The following is a 221-nucleotide window of genomic DNA, read 5'->3' as shown; positions in this document are numbered from 1 at the left end:
TCGCCCATCTTCATGAAGATGGAGGACATGGTCTCGATATTGCCCACGCCGTCCTTGAAACCGATCAGGTTGGGGCAGCGCTCGGCCAGGATGGCCAGCGAGTTGGGCGTGAGCTTGGTGCGGTCGCGGTTGTAGACGATGACACCGAACTTCACGCTGTTGCAGACCTGTGCCACGTGTTCGATCAGGCCTTCCTGGCCGGCTTCGGTCAGGTAGTGTGG

At 60.2% G+C, this 221-nt stretch carries 1 protein-coding gene; it reads right to left on the bottom strand.

All coding sequences use genetic code 11. The features are described from left to right. A partial coding sequence (locus ACFQ95_RS25990; RefSeq protein ID WP_422835870.1) for a dihydrodipicolinate synthase family protein occupies positions 1-221 on the bottom strand: 221 nt, incomplete at both ends.

Source organism: Variovorax sp. HJSM1_2, assembly GCF_049316285.1.
GTDB lineage: Bacteria > Pseudomonadota > Gammaproteobacteria > Burkholderiales > Burkholderiaceae_C > Rhodoferax_B.
Note: the sequence above shows the minus strand (reverse complement) of the source record. Positions and strands in the feature narration are given on the sequence as shown.